Origin of the sequence: Mycobacterium sp., from assembly GCF_036273375.1 — a bacterium.
Lineage (GTDB): Bacteria > Actinomycetota > Actinomycetes > Mycobacteriales > Mycobacteriaceae > Mycobacterium.
Genome location: NZ_DASUHS010000028.1, coordinates 14,826 through 33,474 on the forward strand (window position 1 = coordinate 14,826; position 18,649 = coordinate 33,474).

17 protein-coding genes, 2 tRNA genes and 1 pseudogene are annotated in these 18,649 nt (G+C 65.9%); 7 read left to right on the forward strand and 13 right to left on the reverse strand.

The features are described from left to right. The first annotated feature begins 39 nt into the window (after window positions 1-39). On the forward strand, window positions 40-987 hold the full coding sequence (gene mutT1 / locus VFW69_RS03260; protein ID WP_526498123.1) for an 8-oxo-(d)GTP phosphatase MutT1: 948 nt from the start codon (window positions 40-42) through the stop codon (window positions 985-987). 121 nt (window positions 988-1,108) lie between these two features. On the opposite strand, the gene VFW69_RS03265 is transcribed toward mutT1, so the two are convergent. The 3 genes from VFW69_RS03265 to leuC all read right to left on the reverse strand — a co-directional run bounded on the left by VFW69_RS03265 (window position 1,109) and on the right by leuC (window position 4,026). Further along, entirely contained in the window at window positions 1,109-1,753 is a 645-nt protein-coding gene (locus tag VFW69_RS03265) for an HU family DNA-binding protein (protein WP_526498125.1), read from the reverse strand. 211 nt (window positions 1,754-1,964) lie between these two features. Then, window positions 1,965-2,561, reverse strand: a complete 597-nt coding sequence (gene leuD, locus VFW69_RS03270; RefSeq protein WP_526498127.1) for a 3-isopropylmalate dehydratase small subunit — start codon at window positions 2,559-2,561, stop codon at window positions 1,965-1,967. A gap of 25 nt (window positions 2,562-2,586) precedes the next feature. Further along, window positions 2,587-4,026, reverse strand: a complete 1,440-nt coding sequence (leuC, locus tag VFW69_RS03275; protein WP_526498129.1) for a 3-isopropylmalate dehydratase large subunit — start codon at window positions 4,024-4,026, stop codon at window positions 2,587-2,589. A gap of 85 nt (window positions 4,027-4,111) precedes the next feature. On the opposite strand from leuC, the gene VFW69_RS03280 reads away from it, so the two are divergent. Both VFW69_RS03280 and VFW69_RS03285 read left to right on the forward strand, forming a co-directional pair. After that, window positions 4,112-4,813: an IclR family transcriptional regulator gene (locus VFW69_RS03280; RefSeq protein WP_526498131.1), complete on the forward strand. Its 702-nt coding sequence runs from the start codon at window positions 4,112-4,114 to the stop codon at window positions 4,811-4,813. A 118-nt stretch (window positions 4,814-4,931) separates the two neighbouring features. After that, a complete protein-coding gene (locus VFW69_RS03285; protein ID WP_526498133.1) occupies window positions 4,932-5,444 on the forward strand; it encodes a pyridoxamine 5'-phosphate oxidase family protein in 513 nt (170 codons plus the stop codon). Window positions 5,445-5,456: 12 nt separating this feature from the next. Here VFW69_RS03285 and VFW69_RS03290 read toward each other — a convergent pair. The 4 genes from VFW69_RS03290 to VFW69_RS03305 form a co-directional block, all read right to left on the reverse strand. Then, window positions 5,457-5,529, reverse strand: a tRNA-Glu gene (locus VFW69_RS03290). A gap of 73 nt (window positions 5,530-5,602) precedes the next feature. Further along, window positions 5,603-5,674, reverse strand: a tRNA-Gln gene (locus VFW69_RS03295). Window positions 5,675-5,824: 150 nt separating this feature from the next. Then, window positions 5,825-7,303, reverse strand: a complete 1,479-nt coding sequence (gene gltX, locus VFW69_RS03300) for a glutamate--tRNA ligase (RefSeq protein ID WP_526498135.1) — start codon at window positions 7,301-7,303, stop codon at window positions 5,825-5,827. Next, a complete protein-coding gene (locus tag VFW69_RS03305; protein ID WP_526498137.1) occupies window positions 7,300-8,106 on the reverse strand; it encodes a fumarylacetoacetate hydrolase family protein in 807 nt (268 codons plus the stop codon). Before VFW69_RS03305 ends, gltX begins: the two co-directional genes overlap by 4 nt. 175 nt (window positions 8,107-8,281) lie before the next feature. Here VFW69_RS03305 and VFW69_RS03310 point away from each other — a divergent pair, with 175 nt between their 5' ends. Further along, window positions 8,282-9,586, forward strand: coding sequence for an MFS transporter (locus VFW69_RS03310; protein ID WP_526498139.1), 1,305 nt, complete (start codon window positions 8,282-8,284; stop codon window positions 9,584-9,586). On the opposite strand, the gene VFW69_RS03315 is transcribed toward VFW69_RS03310, so the two are convergent. Beyond that, entirely contained in the window at window positions 9,486-10,496 is a 1,011-nt protein-coding gene (locus VFW69_RS03315) for a 3-isopropylmalate dehydrogenase (protein ID WP_526498141.1), read from the reverse strand. The two genes, VFW69_RS03310 and VFW69_RS03315, sit on opposite strands and share 101 nt — an antisense overlap. 73 nt (window positions 10,497-10,569) lie before the next feature. Continuing rightward, window positions 10,570-12,156, reverse strand: coding sequence for a phosphoglycerate dehydrogenase (gene serA, locus VFW69_RS03320; RefSeq protein ID WP_526498143.1), 1,587 nt, complete (start codon window positions 12,154-12,156; stop codon window positions 10,570-10,572). A gap of 29 nt (window positions 12,157-12,185) precedes the next feature. On the opposite strand from serA, the gene VFW69_RS03325 reads away from it, so the two are divergent. Next, the gene (locus tag VFW69_RS03325; RefSeq protein ID WP_526498145.1) at window positions 12,186-13,628 is read left to right on the forward strand and encodes a phytoene desaturase family protein; all 1,443 of its coding nucleotides are present in this window, start codon (window positions 12,186-12,188) and stop codon (window positions 13,626-13,628) included. Then, complete coding sequence (gene wrbA, locus VFW69_RS03330) at window positions 13,625-14,227, forward strand: NAD(P)H:quinone oxidoreductase (RefSeq protein ID WP_526498147.1); 603 nt, start codon at window positions 13,625-13,627, stop codon at window positions 14,225-14,227. Before VFW69_RS03325 ends, wrbA begins: the two co-directional genes overlap by 4 nt. A gap of 74 nt (window positions 14,228-14,301) precedes the next feature. Here wrbA and ilvC read toward each other — a convergent pair whose 3' ends face one another. The 3 genes from ilvC to VFW69_RS03345 all read right to left on the reverse strand — a co-directional run bounded on the left by ilvC (window position 14,302) and on the right by VFW69_RS03345 (window position 17,722). Further along, window positions 14,302-15,303, reverse strand: a complete 1,002-nt coding sequence (gene ilvC, locus VFW69_RS03335) for a ketol-acid reductoisomerase (protein ID WP_526498157.1) — start codon at window positions 15,301-15,303, stop codon at window positions 14,302-14,304. Between the two features lie 62 nt (window positions 15,304-15,365). Next, the gene (ilvN, locus tag VFW69_RS03340; RefSeq protein WP_526498149.1) at window positions 15,366-15,866 is read right to left on the reverse strand and encodes an acetolactate synthase small subunit; all 501 of its coding nucleotides are present in this window, start codon (window positions 15,864-15,866) and stop codon (window positions 15,366-15,368) included. After that, the gene (locus VFW69_RS03345; RefSeq protein ID WP_526498151.1) at window positions 15,866-17,722 is read right to left on the reverse strand and encodes an acetolactate synthase large subunit; all 1,857 of its coding nucleotides are present in this window, start codon (window positions 17,720-17,722) and stop codon (window positions 15,866-15,868) included. Before VFW69_RS03345 ends, ilvN begins: the two co-directional genes overlap by 1 nt. Window positions 17,723-18,018: 296 nt before the next feature. On the opposite strand from VFW69_RS03345, the gene VFW69_RS03350 reads away from it, so the two are divergent. Beyond that, window positions 18,019-18,357, forward strand: coding sequence for a PH domain-containing protein (locus VFW69_RS03350; RefSeq protein WP_526498159.1), 339 nt, complete (start codon window positions 18,019-18,021; stop codon window positions 18,355-18,357). An 8-nt stretch (window positions 18,358-18,365) separates the two neighbouring features. Here the strand turns inward: VFW69_RS03350 and VFW69_RS03355 are convergent. After that, window positions 18,366-18,649 (reverse strand): annotated as a pseudogene (locus VFW69_RS03355) (hypothetical protein); the annotation flags it as partial.

Consider the following 18,649-nt stretch of genomic DNA (forward strand, 5'->3'; position numbering starts at 1 on the left):
AGTGTGCGGCTCTGAGTGAATTGATCTGCAGGAGTTGAGGTGCCGACCCAGAATTCGTCCGCCGCCCGGCGCTCTGGAAGCCGTGTCGTCTATGCCGCCGGCGCGGTGCTGTGGCGACCAGGCAATGGTGATGCGGGCAACCACGACATCGAGATCGCCGTCATTCACCGTCCCCGGTATGACGACTGGTCACTGCCCAAGGGCAAGGTGGACCCCGGCGAGACTGCCCCGGTGGCAGCCGTGCGCGAGGTGCACGAGGAGACGGGCCAGCGCGCCATCCTCGGCAGGCGACTCGACTTGGTGAGCTATCCGATCGACCAGGGCGTCAAAAAAGTCTTCTTCTGGGCGGCGCGCGCCACCGGCGGAGAATTCGTGGCGGGCAACGAGGTGGACGGGTTGGTGTGGTTGCCGATCGCCGAGGCGATGCAGAAGCTGGACTACGCGCAAGACCGAAAAGTGCTGCGCCACTTCAACAAGAAGCCCGCCGACACGCAAACCCTGTTGGTGGTCCGGCACGGCACGGCCGGCCGCAAATCGCGTTTCTCCGGCGATGACGCCAAGCGGCCGCTGGACAAACGTGGACGTGCGCAGGCCGAGGCGCTGGTGCCGCAGCTGCTCGCCTTCGGTGCGTCACACGTGCATGCGGCCGACCGCGTCCGCTGCCATCAGACCGTGGAACCGCTTGCCGAGGACTTGGGCGTGCCCGTGCACAACGAGCCCCTCCTCACCGAAGAGGCCTATGCCAAGAACGCGAAACGCGGACGCCACCGAATGCTGGATATCGCCGAGCGGCAAGGCACGCGGGTTGTGTGCACTCAGGGCAAGGTGATTCCGGACTTGATCGCGTGGTGGTGCGAGCGCGACGGCGTGCGGCCCGACAAATCGCGCAACCACAAGGGCAGCACCTGGGTGCTGTCACTGTCAGACGGACGATTGCTGGCTGCCGATCACATCGGCGGCGCGCTGGCCGCCAACGTTCGGACCTAGCGTGATGGCGGCGGCCCGCTACGCCCGGCTTCGCCGCGCTTGCGACCGCCGCTAGCGCACGAATACCCTTCGGGGGCTTCAATGCCGCCCGAAGGGTACTCGTGTCTAGAACTTGATTCTGCTACTTGCGACCGCGACGAGCGGTCGTCTTCTTTGCAGGCGCCTTGCGGGCCGGAGCCTTGCTCGCCGCCTTGCGGGCCGGAGCCTTCTTAGCCGCAGTCTTCTTGGCCGGAGCCTTCTTGGCGGCAGTCTTCTTGGCTGGAGCCTTGCTCGCCGCCTTACGAACTGGAGCCTTCTTGGCCGCAGTCTTCTTGGCGGGAGCCTTGGTCGCGGCCTTGCGGGCCGGAGCCTTCTTAGCCGCAGCCTTCTTGGCCGGAGACTTCTTGGCCGCGGCCTTCTTGGCGGGAGACTTCTTCGCGGCGGTCTTCTTGGCCGCGCCACCTGCTACGACACCGCGCTTGACGGCGGGGCCGTCCGACGGGAGGCGCTGTGCGCCAGACACAACCGCTTTGAACTGTGCACCGGGGCGGAACGCCGGGACCGACGTCGGCTTCACCTTCACCGTCTCACCGGTCCGCGGGTTGCGGGCCACCCGTGCTGCGCGGCGCCGCTGTTCGAACACACCGAATCCGGTGATGGTGACGCTGTCGCCCTTGTGTACCGCACGCACAATGGTGTCGACAACGTTCTCGACCGCGGCGGTCGCCTGTCGACGGTCCGTGTTCAATTTAGTTGTGAGCACATCAATGAGCTCTGCCTTATTCATCAATCCCTCCGACGCTAGTGGTCCTCGATTTGAACCGACTAGTGGACACGGTAAACCCTCACCCAGCAAATTTCCAAGAGCCACGCGCAATTTCAGGGCAAAGCGTGCGATGTTTTCGCAATCCGGTTGCCGCCCTTGACCGGTGGAAGGTGCTAAAAATCGGCTCGGTTTAGTTAGCCGGTCAAGGAGAAAATCGGCTTCGCTCAGCCGTTCAAGAGGTGGGCAAGGTGCGCGGTTTCCAGTCCGGATACGCCACCTCGAATGCCTCGATTTCGTCGAGTTTCCGCAGCGTAAGGGCTATATCGTCAAGACCTTCGAGCAGTCGCCAAGCGGTATGGTCGTCAATCTTGAACGGCAGCACCGTCGTTCCCGCGGTGATATTTCGATCTTGAAGATTGACAGTGATTTCCAAGCCCGGACTCTGCTCGATGAGCTTCCAGAGCAGCTCCACACCGTCCTGGGAAACTTCGGCCGCCACCAGCCCCGCCTTGCCGGCATTGCCCCGGAAAATGTCACCGAATCGAGACGAGATGACCACCCGGAACCCGTAGTCCATCAGTGCCCACACCGCATGCTCACGCGACGATCCCGTCCCGAAATCGGGTCCTGCTACTAGCACTGACCCGCGGTCAAAGGGGCTGAGATTTAGGACGAATGACGGATCCGACCGCCAACTGGCGAACAATCCGTCCTCGAAACCGGTTCGGGTGACACGCTTCAAATACACCGCCGGAATGATCTGATCGGTGTCGACATTGGAGCGCCGCAGTGGTACACCGATACCGGTGTGGGTGTGAAATGCTTCCATGCTCATCCCTTCACAACGGAATACGTCAGTTCAAATCGGCTGGAGCTGACAATCTGCCGCGGACCGCCGTCGCTGCGGCAACCGCCGGAGACACCAGATGCGTGCGGCCGCCTTTACCCTGGCGCCCTTCGAAGTTGCGGTTGGACGTCGCGGCGCACCGCTCCCCGGGCGCAAGCTGGTCGGGATTCATCCCCAGGCACATTGAGCAGCCCGCTTGGCGCCATTCGGCGCCCGCGGCGGTGAAAACCTCACCCAGCCCTTCGGCTTCGGCCTGCGCGCGCACGCGCATCGAGCCCGGCACGACGAGCATCCGTACCCCCGACGCAACCTTGCGGCCGCGCAGCACGTCGGCGACGACCCGCAGATCTTCGATACGACCGTTGGTACAAGAGCCCACGAACACCGTGTCAACGGCGACGTCACGCATCGGCGTGCCCGGTCGAAGGTCCATATATGCCAACGCTTTCTCAGCCGCCTGGCGCTGCGCGTCGTCGGTCATCAGTTCGGGATCCGGCACGGCGTCGGCCAGCGGCACACCCTGGCCGGGATTGGTGCCCCACGTCACGAACGGGCTCAGCGACGCGGCGTCGAGGTAGACCTCGGTGTCGAATTCGGCACCGGGGTCGGTGTGCAGCTGCTGCCAATAACTCATCGCCGCATCCCATTGCGCCCCTTGCGGGGCGTGCGGCCGGTCACGCAGGAACTCGAACGTGGTTTCGTCCGGAGCCACCATCCCGGCCCGAGCGCCGGCTTCGATGCTCATATTGCAGACGGTCATCCGGCCTTCCATCGACAGCGATTCGATGGCGCTGCCTCGATATTCGATGACATGCCCCTGCCCACCGCCGGTACCGATCTTGGCGATCAGGGCGAGAATGATGTCCTTGGCCGCCACACCGGGGGGCAGCTCCCCATCGACATTGACCGCCATCGTCTTGAACGGCCGCAGCGGCAACGTCTGGGTGGCCAGCACGTGCTCGACCTCCGAAGTGCCAATTCCCATGGCCAGCGCGCCGAATGCGCCGTGCGTCGAGGTGTGGCTATCCCCACAGACGACGGTCATTCCGGGCTGAGTGAGGCCCAGCTGCGGCCCGACCACATGCACGATGCCCTGCTCGACGTTGCCCATTGGATATAGCCGCACACCGAATTCCGCACAATTTCGCCGCAATGTCTCGACCTGGGTCCGCGACACCGGGTCGGCAATCGGCTTGTCAATATCGGTGGTCGGGACGTTGTGATCCTCGGTGGCCAGCGTCAAGTCGGGACGGCGCACCGGCCGGCCGGCCACGCGCAGGCCATCGAAAGCCTGCGGGCTGGTGACCTCGTGCACCAGATGCAGATCGATGTAGATCAAGTCGGGCTCGCTGGCACCACCGGAAACCACAACGTGGCCATCCCAAACTTTTTCGGCCAGAGTGCGCGGTTTGGGGGCGACCCCGGCCGCCCCTTGGTCGATTCCCATATCGGACTCGCCTCACTTCGCCTCGTTAGCGGCTCGCCGATCATTCAGGCTATGATCTCAGAATACGAGACGCTAGTATCTCCTTGTGAGACAGCATAGCGGTATCGGCGTCCTGGACAAAGCCGTGGGTATCCTGCACACGATCTCCCAATCACCCTGTGGATTAGCCGAACTATGTGAGCGGACCTCTTTACCGCGCGCCACGGCATACCGGCTGGCCGCCGCCCTCGAAGTCCATCGTCTGCTGGCACGCGACGACGAAGGACGCTGGCTGCTCGGTCCGGCCGTCACCGAACTCGCGGCCCACGTCAACGATCCGCTGCTGACCGCCAGCATCGCGGTGCTCCCGCTGTTGCGCGAAACGACCGGGGAGAGCGTGCAGCTCTACCGTCGCGAGGGCACCGACCGCGTCTGTGTGGCCGCACTGGAACCCGCTGCGGGCCTTCGCGATACGGTTCCAATCGGGGCGCGATTGCCGATGACGGCCGGATCGGGTGCCAAAGTGCTACTGGCCCATAGCGACGTGGCCACCCAGAAAGCGGTGCTCGCGACCGCGAAATTCACCGAACGAACACTGGCCGAAGTGCGGCGGCGGGGCTGGGCCCAAAGCGTGGCCGAGCGCGAGCCCGGCGTGGCGAGTGTGTCGGCGCCGGTGCGAGATAGCCGCGGCGCCGTCGTCGCGGCCATCTCGGTCTCGGGCCCCATCGACCGGATCGGCCGGCGCCCTGGAGCACGCTGGGCCGCCGATCTTCTGTCCGCCGCCGAAGCACTCGCTCGCCGCCTCTAACGCTGTTCCGGCGGCGAGTGTGCGTCCAGGGCGGCGTAATCGGGAATTTGTCGGCCGCGGTGCACGCTCAACGCCACCAGTACACAGTCACCGCGGACCGCCTGACAGACTGACCGGCATGGGAACCAATCAGCGCGCGAGCATCGTCATGTCCGAAGACGAGATCGCCGAATTCGTCGTGAAAAGCCGCACCGGCACGCTGGCCACCATCGGCGCCGACGGCCAGCCTCACTTGACCGCAATGTGGTACGCCGTCGTCGACGGCGAGATCTGGCTGGAGACCAAGGCCAAGTCGCAGAAGGCCATCAACCTCAAGCGCGATCCGCGAGTGAGCTTTCTGATCGAGGACGGCCACACCTACGACACACTGCGCGGGGTGTCGTTCGAGGGCATCGCCGAGATCGTCGACGATCCCGACGTCTCACACCGCGTGGGCGTCAGCGTCTGGGAGCGCTACACCGGTCCCTACACCGACGACATGAAACCGTTCGTCGAGCAGATGATGAACAAGCGGGTCTGCGTTCGCATCGTGGCCCGGCGGGCTCGTTCGTGGGATCACCGCAAACTCGGCTTGCCGGCTATGCCGGTGGGCGGGTCGACAGCACCGGCGGTCCAGGGGACCGACCAGTAGCTGCGACATTTGTAGCCCCGATGGGATTCGAACCCACGCTACCGCCGTGAGAGGGCGGCGTCCTAGGCCGCTAGACGACGGGGCCAGAAACGATCCGAGCAGTCAGCATAGCTCACCCCGCTAGGCCCACCTAATCGCTTGAGGCGGAGAGAGTTTTGCTGGGGTACCAGGACTCGAACCTAGAATGGCTGAACCAGAATCAGCTGTGTTGCCAATTACACCATACCCCATTGGCTGCCTAAAACCGCTGGTCAGCGTCGATTACGGACCTTCATAAGCTCTTTGGACTCCGCCGCCGCCAGCCGTTGCCGGCCTTTCCTAAACCGCAGTGCAGACTACCAAAGTCTCGACGGACACTCCGCACGCGCGGTCGCGGTCGCTCAAGCGGGGTCGCGCCCGGCCTTCTCACGCGCCGCGCGCAGTCGCTGCATGCTGCGGTCGCGGCCCAGCAGCTCCAGCGACTCGAACAACGGCGGGCTGATCGTCGTCCCGGTGGCCCCCACCCTGATCGGACCGAACGCCTTACGCGGTTTGAGGCCCAGATTGTCGATGAGCGTGGCCTTGAGTGCGGCTTCGATCTGCGGAGCCGTCCAGTTCGCCACGGCGTCCAGCGCGGGCAGCGCCGCGTCCAGAACCGCGGCGCCGTCGGCTGCCAGCTCTTTGGCGGCGGCCTTGGGGTCGAGCGCGTACTCGTCGTCGTTGAGGAACTTCAGCAGCTCCCACGCATCACCGAGCACCACGATCCGGGTCTGCACCAGGTCGGCGGCGGTGGCGAAGCCGGCGTCATCCAGCACGAGGCGATGACGGTGAACGTTGAGATAGTCGCGCAGCCTGGCGGCGAAGTCGTCGACCGCCAGCAACCGGATGTGCTCGGCGTTGAGCGCGTCGGCCTTCTTCTGGTCGAAGCGGGCGGGATTGGAGTTGACGTTGACCACGTCGAACGCCGCCACCATCTCCTCGAGGCTGAACACGTCATGGTCGTCGGCGATGGCCCAGCCGAGCAACGCGAGATAGTTGAGCAGCCCTTCGGGGATGAAGCCCCGGTCGCGGTGAGCGAACAGGTTCGACTGCGGGTCGCGCTTGGAGAGCTTTTTGGTTCCCTCCCCCAATACCGTTGGGAGGTGAGCAAACTGCGGAGTGCGCTCGGCCACGCCGATCCGGATCAGCGCCTGATACAGCGCAAGCTGGCGCGGCGTCGACGGCAGCAGGTCCTCACCGCGCAGCACATGGGTGATCTTCATCAGCGCGTCATCGCACGGGTTGACCAAGGTGTACAACGGATCTCCGTTGGCGCGGGTCAACGCAAAATCGGGCACGGACCCGGCCGCGAAGCTGGTGGTGCCGCGAACCAGGTCGTCCCACACGAGATCTTCGTCGGGCATCCGCAGCCGCACCACCGGTTTGCGGCCCTCCGCCAGGAACGCGGCGCGCTGGGAATCGGTCAGCTGCCGGTCGAAATTGTCGTAGCCCAGCTTGGGATTACGGCCCGCTGCGACGTGGCGCGCCTCGACCTCCTCCGGCGTCGAAAAGGCGTAGTAGGCCTCCCCCGCTTCGAGCAGCTTGGCCACGACGTCGTGATAGATCTCACTGCGTAGTGACTGGCGGTAGGGGCCATAGGGTCCGCCCACCTCTGGCCCCTCGTCCCAATCCAGGCCGAGCCAGCGCAGCGCATCAAGCAGCGCAAGATAGCTTTCCTCGCTGTCACGCTGCGCATCGGTGTCCTCGATGCGAAAGACGAAGGTGCCCCCGGTGTGTCGGGCGTAAGCCCAATTGAACAGCGCGGTGCGAACCATTCCGACGTGCGGGGTGCCGGTGGGCGAGGGACAGAATCGGACGCGGACTTGGGCTGCTGCAGTCACGATTTTCCTTTACGGACCACGGGATTGGTGAGGGTGCCGATGCCCTCGATGGTGATGGAGACGGCGTCGCCATCCTCAATGGGGCCGACACCCGCCGGCGTTCCGGTGAGGATTATGTCGCCCGGCAGCAAGGTCATCACGGCCGAGATCCACTCGACGATCGAGCCGATGTCGTGAATCAGCAGCGAGGTACGGCTGTGCTGCTTGACGTCGCCGTTGACCTCGGTGCGCAATTCCAGATCGCCCGGGTCCAGCGGTTTGAGGTCGGTGACGATCCACGGGCCCACCGGGCAGAAGGTGTCATGCCCCTTGGCCCTGGTCCACTGGCCATCGGATTTTTGTTGATCGCGCGCCGACACGTCGTTGCCGATGGTGTAGCCGAGGATGTTCTCCGCCGCCTGGGCGGCCGCGACATCCTTGCAGGGCCGGCCGATGACCACCCCCAACTCGCCCTCGAAATGCACCGGTGATGCGTTGGCCGGCAACCGAATAGGCACGTTCGGCCCGATGATCGCGGTGTTGGGTTTGAGAAAGATCACCGGATCCACCGGGGCCGGGCCGGTCATATCCTTCATTTCGGCGATGTGATCGGTGTAGTTCTTCCCTACACACACCACCTTGCTGGCAAGTATCGGGGCGAGCAGTCGCACGTCGGCCAGCGGCCATGAGCGGCCGGTGAAGTTCGGCGTGCCGAAGGGATGTTCGGCGATCTCGCGCGCGATCATCTCGGCTGGGGCGTTGAGTTCACCTTCGATACTGACGAAGGCGACACCGTCCGGGCTGGCGATTCGACCTAGGCGCATTCGGTTGAGCCTAGTGACGGTCGCGAGCGCGGCGTAGCCGGGCGCGGCGGGCCGTCACCATCCGAGCTAGTGACGGTCGCGAGCGCGGCGTAGCCGGGCGTGGCGGTGGGCGGCGACGACGGGTTCCGGCACAAGTCCTACCCCTAAATTTCGCGTCGGTATGCAAGCATGGGGAATGCAGACCGACCCGGCCGCGACGCCCGAAATCGGCGCGGGCGCGCGCTGGTCGATCATGATCGTTTCGCTGCTGGCGACGGCAAGTTCGTTCCTCTTCATCAACGGCGTCGCATTCCTCATCCCGTCGCTGCAAGCCGCGCGCGGAATACGGCTCGACGAGGCCGCTCTGCTGGCCTCGATGCCGAGCTGGGGCATGGTGGTCACGCTGGTGCTCTGGGGATACGTGCTGGACCGGGTCGGCGAGCGGGTGGTGATGACCACGGGCTCGGCGCTTACCGCGATAGCCGCCTACGCCGCGGCCTCGGCGCATTCAATGGTGATGATCGCCGTGTACCTGTTTCTCGGCGGCATGGCCGCCGCCAGTTGCAACACCGCCGGCGGGCGGCTGGTGTCCATCTGGTTTCCGCCACACCAGCGTGGGTTGGCGATGGGCATCCGCCAAACCGCGCAACCCTTGGGAATCGCTTTGGGAGCGATGATAATTCCCGAGCTTGCCGAACACGGGCCGCAGGCCGGCCTTCGGTTCACCGCGCTGGCGTGCGCGCTTGGAGCGATAATGAGCGTGATCGGAATCGTCGACCCGCCACGCAAACCCCGTGCCAGCGCGAGCAATCAAGAACTAGCCAGCCCGTACCGAGGATCGTTGACACTATGGCGAATTCACGCGGTGGCGGGTCTGTTGATGATGCCGCAAACGGTGACCGTCACGTTCATGCTGGTGTGGCTGATCAGGAACCTGCACTGGTCGGTAGCGGCCGCCGGCGGGTTGGTCACTCTCTCGCAGCTGCTCGGCGCGCTCGGCCGCGTGGCCGTGGGCCGCTGGTCCGATCGACTCGGCTCACGCATGCGACCCGTGCGCTACATCGCGACCGCCGCCGTGGTGATTCTTCTGTTGCTGGCGTGGGCCGATTACATGAATACCCGGTGGCAGGCGGTGCTGATGGTCGCCATCGCGGTGATCGCGGTTCTCGACAACGGGCTGGAAGCCACCGCCATCACCGAATTCGCCGGGCCGTACTGGAGTGGGCGTGCCCTGGGCATCCAGAACACCACCCAGCGGATGATGGCGGCCGCCGGCCCCCCACTGTTCGGTGTCTTGATCTCGGCCGCGAAATACCCACCGGCATGGATGTTGTGCGCGTTGTTCCCCTTGGCGGCGGTGCCGCTGGTGCCGACGCGCTTGCTGCCCCCCGGCCTGGAGACTAGAGCCCGGCTGCAATCCGTTCGCCGACTTCGGTGGTGGCGCGCCGTTCGTTCCCACGCGTTGCCAGATACTGCTCGACGGCCCGGTCCACCCGCGTAGCTGCGGCGTCCTCGCCGAGATGGGCGAGCAGCAGCGCCACCGACATGATGGCGGCGGTCGGATCGGCGATGCCCTGGCCGGCGATGTCCGGAGCGCTGCCGTGGACCGGCTCGAACATGGAGGGATTCGCCCGGGTGCCGTCGATATTTCCACTGGCCGCCAAGCCAATTCCGCCGCACACCGCCGCCGACAGGTCGGTGATGATGTCGCCGAACAGGTTGTCGGTGACGATCACGTCGAAGCGACCGGGGTCGGTGACCATGAAGATGGTTGCGGCGTCGATGTGTTGATACGCCACCTCGACGTCGGGGTAGTCCCGGCCGACCTCGGCCACGATGCGCGACCACAGCTTGCCGGCGAAGGTCAGCACGTTGGTTTTGTGCACCAGTGTCAAGTGCTTTCGGCGTCGCTGGGCCCGCTCGAACGCGTCGACCACCACGCGACGCACACCGAAAGCCGTGTTCTGGCTTACCTCGGTCGCCACTTCGTTGGGCGTTCCGACGCGGATGGCGCCGCCGGTGCCGGTGTAGGGACCTTCGGTTCCCTCACGCACCACCACGAAGTCGATCTCGGGGTTGCCGGCCAGCGGGCTGTTCACTCCCGGATACAGCCGGCCCGGCCGCAAGTTGATGTGATGGTCCAGCTCGAAACGCAAGCGCAGCAACAACCCTCGCTCCAGCACGCCACTGGGCACCGACGGGTCACCGATGGCCCCGAGCAGAATGGCGTCATGCGCGCGCAGCTCATCGACGACGGAGTCCGGCAGTAGCTCACCAGTGGCGTGGTACCGCCGCGCCCCCAAGTCGTAGCCGGTCTTTTCCACCCCGGGCAGCACCGTGTCCAGGACTTTGATGGCCTCGGAAATGACTTCGGGCCCGATACCGTCGCCCTCGATCACCGCCAGCTTCATCGGCGCCGCTCTCCCCCGCGAGCGGGAGGTGCCCCCACCTCATCGCTTCGCTCTGCATCGTCGCGGGCGCGGGTCACGACAGATCAACCACCTCAAGCTTGTTGGCGCCGACGGCCGCGCCGATTTCCGCCCGCACGCCGCCCGGCACGTCTTGGTCCAGCCGCAGCAGGATCGTCGCACTCGGACCCTCGGCGTCCTCGGAGAGCTGCGCCGCTTCGATGTTCACCCCGGCCGAACCCAGCAGGGTGCCGATCTTGCCCAGTGCGCCGGGTTGGTCGACATAGTTGATTACCAGGTTGGTACCCCGGGCGCGCAGATCGAAGTTGCGGCCGTTGATCTGCACGATCTTCTCCACCAGCTGTGGCCCGGACAGGGTACCGGCGACGTTGACGGCGGTGCCATCGTGCGCAACCGCGCGTACATCCACCACGCTGCGATGGTTCGGGCTCTCCGACGCGGTGCCGATTTCGGCGATGATGCCACGTTCTTCGGCCAGCGCCGGGGCGTTGACGAACGTCACCGGCCCCTCGACGACGGCCGAGAACAACCCGCGCAGCGCCGAAAGCTTGAGCACCTCAACATCTTCGGAGGCCAGCTCGCCACGTACCTGCACCGACAACGACACCGGCGGGCCGTCGGACAGCGTGGCGGCCAACACCCCGAGCTTGCGCACCAGGTCCAGCCAGGGCGCAACCTCCTCGTTGACCACCCCACCGCCGACATTGACCGCGTCGGGAACGAATTCCCCGGCCAGAGCGAGTTTCACGCTTGCGGCGACGTCGGTGCCGGCCCTGTCCTGCGCCTCTTCGGTCGATGCCCCCAGATGCGGTGTGACCACCACTTGCGGCAGCTCGAACAGCGGGCTATCGGTGCACGGCTCTTTGGAGAAGACGTCCAGACCGGCAGCGCGCACGTGGCCGCTGCGCACCGCGTCGGCCAGCGCGGCCTCGTCCACCAGACCACCGCGGGCGGCGTTGACGATGATGACGCCCGGCTTCGTCTTCGCCAGCGCGTCCTTATCGATCAGGCCCGCGGTTTCGGGCGTCTTCGGCAGGTGCACGGAGATGAAGTCGGCGCGGGTCAGCAGTTCGTCCAGCGTCAGCAGTTCGATGCCCAACTGTGCGGCGCGCGCCGGCGACACGTAGGGGTCGTAAGCGATCAGGTGGGTGCCGAAGGCGCTGAGCCGCTGCGCGACCAACTGTCCGATCCGGCCCAGGCCCACAACGCCGACCGTCTTGCCGAAGATCTCGGTGCCCGAGAAGGACGACCGCTTCCAGGCGCGCTCGCGCAGCGTGGCATCGGCGGCCGGGACCTGCCGGGCGGCGGACAACAGCAGCGCCAGCGCGTGCTCGGCGGCGCTGTGGATGTTCGACGTCGGCGCGTTGACCACCAGCACACCGCGCTCGGTGGCGGCGTCGACGTCGACGTTGTCCAGGCCTACCCCGGCACGGGCGACGATCTTCAGCTTGGGCGCCGCAGCCAGCACCTCGGCGTCGACGGTGGTGGCCGAACGCACCAGCAGCGCATCGGCCGCCGGCACCGCCGCCAGCAGCTTCTCGCGATCGGGGCCGTCTACCCAGCGCACCTCGACCTGGTCGCCCAGGGCGGCAACGGTTGATTCGGCTAGCTTGTCGGCAATGAGTACAACAGGCAGATTCACCCGGCCAGCCTATCGGCTGTAATTGACGCGTGGACGTCACCGTCGTCGGCAGCGGACCCAACGGGCTGACCGCTGCCGTAATCTGCGCCCGGGCCGGCCTGAAAGTGCAGGTCGTCGAAGCTCAGCCGACCTTTGGCGGGGGTGCGCGCACCGCACCCGACCCAGATTCTGCCGGAGTCTTGCACGACATCTGCTCCGCCGTGCACCCGTTGGCGCTGGCGTCGCCGTTCTTCAAAGAATTCGATCTGCCCGCCCGCGGCGTGCGACTGGCGGTGCCGGAGATTTCGTACGCCAACCCGCTGCCAGGGCGCCCCGCGGTCATCGCCTACCGCGATCTGGACCGCACCTGTGCCGAACTCGAGCACGGCGCGTCCTTCAGACGCCTGCTCGGTCCGCTGGTCGAGCGTTCCGACGACGTGGTGGCCCTGCTGCTGGGCGACAAACGGTCGGTGCCGAACTCGCTGCCGGCGGCGCTGCAGCTGGGGCTGCGGATGCTGGCCCAAGGCACCCCGGCATGGGGGACGCTGGTCGGCGAGGACGCCCGCGCGCTGTTCACCGGTGTTGCCGCCCATATCATTTCGCGGATGCCGTCGCTGAGCGCGGCCGGCGCCGGCTTGATGCTGGCCACCCTCGCGCATTCGGTCGGCTGGCCGATTCCGGTGGGCGGCAGCCAGGCGATCACCGACGCCCTGATCAGCGACCTGCGTGCGCACGGTGGCGAGCTAACGGCGGACACGGAGGTAGCTTCCCCGCCGGGCGGAGTCGTCGCCTTCGACACGGCGCCTACCGCGCTGCTGCGGATCTATGGCGAAGCCCTGCCCTCTCGCTACGCTAAAGCGTTGCAGCGCTATACCTTTGGCCCCGGCGTTGCCAAGGTCGACTTCGTGCTCAACGACGAGATCCCGTGGTCGGACTCCAGGCTGCGGCAGGCCCCTACCCTGCATCTCGGCGGCACCCGGGCGCAAATGGCTCGCGCCGAGGCCGAGATCGCCGCCGGCCGTCACGCCCAGTGGCCCATGGTGCTGGCCGCGTCGCCGCACGTCGCCGACCCCGGTCGCATCGACGCCGCCGGACGCCGCCCCTTCTGGACCTATGCCCACGTGCCGTCGGGGTCCACCATCGACGCGACCGAAGCGGTGACCGCGGTGGTCGAGCGATTCGCCCCGGGCTTCCGCGACGTCGTGGTGGCGGCGCGCGCTGTGCCGGCCGCGCGGTTGTGCCACCACAACGCCAACTATGTCGGCGGCGACATCGGGATGGGCGGCAATTCCGCCTGGCGGGCGATCGCCGGCCCAACGCCGCGGTTAAACCCTTGGCGCACACCCATTCCCAAAACATATCTGTGTTCTGCGGCCACACCGCCGGGTGGCGGTGTGCACGGCATGGCCGGCTACTACGCCGCACGCACGTTGTTGCGCCGGGAATTCGGAATCGACACGATTCCGGATTTGCGGCCTACGATGACGCCGTGACGAAACTTGCGATCATCTACTACTCGGCCACCGGCCATGGCACCACGATGGCGCAGCGCGTTGCCGCCGCGGCCGAATCGGCGGGGGCCGAAGTCCGCCTGAGGCACGTCGCCGAAACGCAGGATCCCGAATCGTTCGCCCACAACCCGGCCTGGACGGCGAACTATGAGGCCACCAAAGACCTTCCGTCAGCCACCGGCGACGACATCGTCTGGGCCGATGCGGTGATCTTCGGTTCACCGACCCGGTTCGGTTCTCCGGCAGCGCAATTACGCGCGTTCCTCGACTCGCTGGGCGGGCTGTGGGCGCAGGGCAAGCTCGCGGACAAGGTGTATGCGGGCTTCACGTCGTCCAACACCATCCACGGCGGTCAGGAAACCACCCTGCTCGCGCTGTACATCACGCTGATGCATTTCGGCGGCATCATCGTGCCGCCGGGATACACGGACCCGTCCAAGTTCGTCGATGGCAATCCCTACGGGGCGAGCCTGGTCACCACCCACGACAACATCACCGAATTCGACGAGCCCACCGGCACCGCCCTCGAACATCTGGCCCGCCGGGTGGTCGAGACGGCGGGACGCCTCGCGGCGTCTTAGCCACCGAACGTGGACTCACGGCGACGAACTCGCCACGAAAAACTCGCCGTGAGCGCACGTTCGGCGCAAAGAAACTAGGCGGTTTCGGTGATCGGCCGGTCGACCCAGCTCATCAGGTCGCGCAGCTTCTTGCCGGTGACCTCGATGGGGTGCTCGGCGTTTTCCTTGCGCAGCTGCTCGAGTTGCTTGTTGCCGCCCTCGACGTTGGCGACCAGCTTCTTGGTGAAGTCGCCGTTCTGGATGTCGCGCAGGATCTCTCGCATCCGCTCCTTGGTGCCGGCGTCGATGACGCGCGGACCGGAAAGGTAGCCGCCGAATTCCGCGGTGTCGGAAACCGAGTAGTTCATCCGTGCGATGCCGCCCTCGTACATCAGGTCGACGATCAGCTTGAGCTCGTGCAGCACCTCGAAGTAGGCCATCTCGGGCGGGTAGCCCGCCTCGACCATCACATCGAAACCGGTCTTCACCAATTCCTCGGTGCCACCGCACAACACGGCCTGCTCACCGAACAGGTCGGTCTCGGTCTCGTCCTTGAAGGTGGTCTTGATGACACCGGCGCGGGTGCCGCCGATGGCCTTGGCGTAGGACAGGGCCAGCGCCTCGCCGTCGCCGTTCGGGTCCTGGTCGACGGCGATCAGCGCGGGCACACCCTTGCCGTCGACGAACTGACGACGCACCAGGTGGCCGGGCCCCTTGGGGGCGACCATCGCGACGGTGACGTTGGCCGGGGGCTTGATCAGGTCGAAGTGGATGTTGAGCCCGTGACCGAAGAACAACGCGTCGCCATCCTGCAGGTTGGGTTCGATCTCGTTCTTGAAGATGTCGGCCTGAGCGGTGTCGGGCGCCAGCAGCATGATGACGTCGGCCCATTTGGCGACCTCGGCCGGAGTGTCGACGTCCAGGCCCTGCTCGGAGACCTTGGCCCGCGACTTCGAACCTTCCTTGAGGCCCACCTTCACCTGCACGCCGGAATCGCGCAGGCTCAGCGAATGCGCGTGTCCTTGGCTGCCGTATCCGATGACACCGACCTTGCGGCCCTGGATGATCGTCAGATCCGCATCGTCGTCGTAGAACATCGGCAATGTCTCCCCAGACGGGTTAGCCACTTCACTATCTCCTTCTTGTTTGCGCTGAAAACTTATTTGGCGGTACCGATTCCGCGCGGACCGCGAGCCAACGACACCACCCCGGATTGGACGATTTCGCGAATCCCGAAGGGTTCCAGGACCCGCAGCAGCGCCTCGATCTTGCCGCGGTCACCCGTCGCCTCAATCGTCAACGCCTCCGTCGACACGTCAATCACCTTGGCGCGGAACAGATTCACCGCTTCGATCACCTGGCTGCGGATGCCGGCGTCGGCGCGCACCTTGATCAGCGCCAGTTCGCGTGACACCGAGTTGTCGTCGTCGAGCTCAACGATCTTGATGACGTTGATCAGCTTGTTGAGCTGCTTGGTGATCTGCTCGAGCGGAGTCTCTTCGGCGGAGACCACAATGGTCATCCGCGACATGTCCTTGCACTCGGTGGCACCGACGGCCAGCGATTCGATGTTGAACCCGCGCCGCGAGAACAGCGCCGCCACCCGGGCGAGCACGCCGGGTGTGTCCTCGACCAACACCGACAGGGTATGCGTGTTCATCAGGCGTGGCCTTCGCTCTCGTCATCGAACAGCGGGCGGATTCCGCGGGCCGCCTGGATCTCGTCGTTGCTGGTGCCAGCGGCTACCATCGGCCACACCTGCGCGTCGGCGCCGACGATGAAGTCGATCACCACCGGGCGGTCGTTGATCGCGCGCGCCGCCTTGATCACGTCTTCGACGTCTTCTTCACGCTCGCAACGCAATCCAACGCAGCCCAGCGCCTCCGCGAGTTTCACGAAGTCCGGGATGCGATGCGAGTGCGTGGCCAGATCGGTCTGCGAGTAACGCTCTCCGTAGAACAGCGTCTGCCACTGGCGCACCATGCCCAAGTTGCCGTTGTTGATCAGCGCCACCTTGATCGGCACACCTTCGATCGCACAGGTGGCCAGCTCCTGGTTGGTCATCTGGAAGCAGCCGTCACCGTCGATCGCCCACACCTCGGCGTCCGGGCGAGCCATCTTGGCGCCCATGGCCGCCGGAATGGCGAACCCCATGGTGCCCAGCCCGCCGGAGTTGAGCCAGGTGCGCGGCTTTTCGTAGGAAATGAATTGGGCCGCCCACATCTGGTGCTGGCCGACGCCGGCGACGTACAGGGCGTCCGGACCGGCGAGCTGACCGAGCTTTTCGATGACGTACTCCGGGCCTAGGCTGCCGTCGCTCTGCGGCCCGTAGCTCAGCGGGTAGGTGGACTTAACTTGATTCAGGTAGGCCCACCACTCGGTCATGTCGATCTTGCCGGGAATGCCGTCCTGGCGCAGCAACTCGAGCAGCTCGACGATGACGGCTTTGACGTCGCCGACGATCGGCACGTCGGCGTGGCGGTTCTTGCCGATCTCGGCCGGGTCGATGTCGGCGTGAATGACCTTGGCTTCGGGGGCGAACGTGTCCAGCTTCCCGGTCACCCGGTCATCGAAGCGGGTTCCCAACGCGATCAGCAGGTCGCTGCGCTGCAGCGCCGCGACCGCGGCGACGGTGCCGTGCATGCCGGGCATGCCCATGTGCTGCGGATGGCTGTCCGGGAACGCCCCGCGCGCCATCAGCGTGGTCACCACGGGGATGCCGGTCAGCTCGGCCAGCTCGTGCAGCTGCTCGGTCGCGTCACCGCGGATGACGCCGCCGCCCACGTAGAGCACCGGCTTGCGCGCGGCCGCGATCAGCTTGGCGGCCTCCCGGATCTGCCGGCTGTGCGGCTTGATGTTCGGCTTGTATCCGGGCAGGTTGACGTGCGGCGGCCAGCTGAACGTGCACTGGCCCTGCAGCACGTCTTTGGGAATGTCGACGAGCACCGCGCCGGGGCGGCCAGAGGAGGCGATGTGGAAAGCCTCGGCAAGCACCTGCGGAATCTCGTTCCCCGAGCGGACCAAGAAGTTGTGCTTGGTGATCGGCATCGTGATGCCCGAGATGTCGGCCTCCTGGAAGGCGTCGGTTCCAATCAGCCCGCGGCCGACCTGCCCGGTGATCGCGACCACGGGTATCGAGTCCATCTGCGCATCGGCCAGTGGCGTCACCAGATTGGTGGCGCCGGGACCCGACGTCGCCATGCACACCCCGACCTTGCCGGTGGCGTGCGCGTAACCGCTGGCGGCGTGACCGGCGCCCTGCTCATGGCGAACCAGCACGTGGCGCAGCCTTTTCGAGTCGAATAGCGGGTCGTAGACCGGTAACACCGCCCCGCCCGGAATTCCGAAGATGACCTCGACGTCGAGTTCCTCCAGCGACCGGATCACCGACTGGGCGCCGGTAAGTTGCTCCGGCGCAACGCGTTTCGGTTGGACCGCGTTGGTTTTCGCGGTGGGTTTCGCGACGTCCGGTGCGCCATTGGCGGCGGGCGGCGGTGGCTTGGTCGGTGCGCTCACTGTGTCCTCTTTGGCAATCTCGTTGGTGGGCAAGAAAAAACCCCCGTCAGCTCTTCCGCTGAACGAGGGTTGGCGCGCTGGTGCTGGATAGCTTCAAATGCTGAAGGGCTAGTCAGGCACCAACGCGCCGACTAATTACTACGAGCATTCCGGGCTTTCCGGCGGCATCCATAACCATCGACGGTAGCCTTCGCACAGCTCAGCCGTCAAATCCGCGGTCTGTGCGCGGCCGCGGCGAACGATGAAATGATGCTTCAGTGGCTACCGATTCGCCCGTAGTGATCAAGGTCTCACCGATGGCGCACCTCGCCGTCGGATTCTTGACCCTCGGGTTGCTGATCCCGGTGCTGGCGTGGCCGCCGTCGGTCCCGCTGCTTGCCATCCCGGTGCTGTTGTCGGCGTTGATCATCCGGCTCCGCACCGTCGCCGACGACCAGGGCGTCACCGTGCGCACCCTGCTGGGCAGCCGGAGAGTGCGCTGGGATGAAATCGACGGGCTGCGCTTCCACCGAGGTTCGTGGGCGCGGGCCCGGCTCAAGAGCGGCGAGGAGGTGCGCTTGCCCGCGGTCACTTTCGCGACGCTGCCGCAGCTGACGGCGGCCAGCTCCGGGCGAGTTCCCAATCCCTATGGTTGAGCGGCGGCTCAGGCGATCGGGTTAACCCCGTTGAGCAGCACCCACACGGCGATTCCGGCGGCGATGCCGGCGAGCAGGGCCACGAACGACCCGATGAAGGGCCGGTGGGCCCATCCTCTGCCGGCGTCGAGACCGTAGCGGCCGGGTCCGGCCAGGACGACGGCGACGGCGACGAAGATCAGGGTGATCTGGTACTCGTGCCCCTGCGGCAGGAAGAACGAGAACGTGTGCGTATGCGGCTGCGCCGAGACCGTGGCCAGCAGGCCGTTGATCAGGAACGCCAGCGCGCCCG

What these genes read in the sequence shown, in the direction of transcription:
- VFW69_RS03265 (WP_526498125.1), bottom strand. Translation starts at nt 1,753, where the DNA reads ATGAATAAGGCAGAGCTCATTGATGTGCTCACAACTAAATTGAACACG.
- leuD (WP_526498127.1), bottom strand. Translation starts at nt 2,561, where the DNA reads ATGGAAGCATTTCACACCCACACCGGTATCGGTGTACCACTGCGGCGC.
- leuC (WP_526498129.1), bottom strand. Translation starts at nt 4,026, where the DNA reads ATGGGAATCGACCAAGGGGCGGCCGGGGTCGCCCCCAAACCGCGCACT.
- VFW69_RS03285 (WP_526498133.1), top strand. Translation starts at nt 4,932, where the DNA reads ATGGGAACCAATCAGCGCGCGAGCATCGTCATGTCCGAAGACGAGATC.
- VFW69_RS03305 (WP_526498137.1), bottom strand. Translation starts at nt 8,106, where the DNA reads ATGCGCCTAGGTCGAATCGCCAGCCCGGACGGTGTCGCCTTCGTCAGT.
- VFW69_RS03310 (WP_526498139.1), top strand. Translation starts at nt 8,282, where the DNA reads ATGCAGACCGACCCGGCCGCGACGCCCGAAATCGGCGCGGGCGCGCGC.
- VFW69_RS03315 (WP_526498141.1), bottom strand. Translation starts at nt 10,496, where the DNA reads ATGAAGCTGGCGGTGATCGAGGGCGACGGTATCGGGCCCGAAGTCATT.
- ilvC (WP_526498157.1), bottom strand. Translation starts at nt 15,303, where the DNA reads ATGTTCTACGACGACGATGCGGATCTGACGATCATCCAGGGCCGCAAG.
- ilvN (WP_526498149.1), bottom strand. Translation starts at nt 15,866, where the DNA reads ATGAACACGCATACCCTGTCGGTGTTGGTCGAGGACACACCCGGCGTG.
- VFW69_RS03350 (WP_526498159.1), top strand. Translation starts at nt 18,019, where the DNA reads ATGGCGCACCTCGCCGTCGGATTCTTGACCCTCGGGTTGCTGATCCCG.